The organism is Halorubrum sp. SP9 (genome assembly GCF_005435015.1).
GTDB lineage: Archaea > Halobacteriota > Halobacteria > Halobacteriales > Haloferacaceae > Halorubrum > Halorubrum sodomense.
This window is the reverse complement of the sequence record NZ_SGXU01000840.1, coordinates 1-207: the sequence shown is the minus strand read 5'-3', so window position 1 is coordinate 207 and position 207 is coordinate 1. Positions and strand designations below refer to the sequence as shown.

1 protein-coding gene is annotated in these 207 nt (G+C 66.2%); it reads right to left on the bottom strand.

Features of this window, described 5'->3' with window-relative positions; genetic code table 11:
* Window positions 1-207: metallophosphoesterase (locus tag EXE45_RS19500; RefSeq protein ID WP_342765834.1), on the bottom strand; the 207-nt coding region annotated here is incomplete at both ends.

Genomic DNA, 207 nt, shown 5'->3' with positions numbered 1-207 from the left:
CGACCGTTATCGCGACCGGCAGCGACTCGATCCACGCGAGGTCGTCGTCGGACAACCGCTCTAAGGACTTTTCGCCCCGAAGCAGCTTCTCCTCGTTGTTACCCCGGACCGTGAACATGTTGTCCGCGCGCCGCACGCGCTCGACGACCGCCGCGCTGTCCGGCCCCTTGCGGACCAAGTCGCCGACGAACACCACGAGGTCGTCGT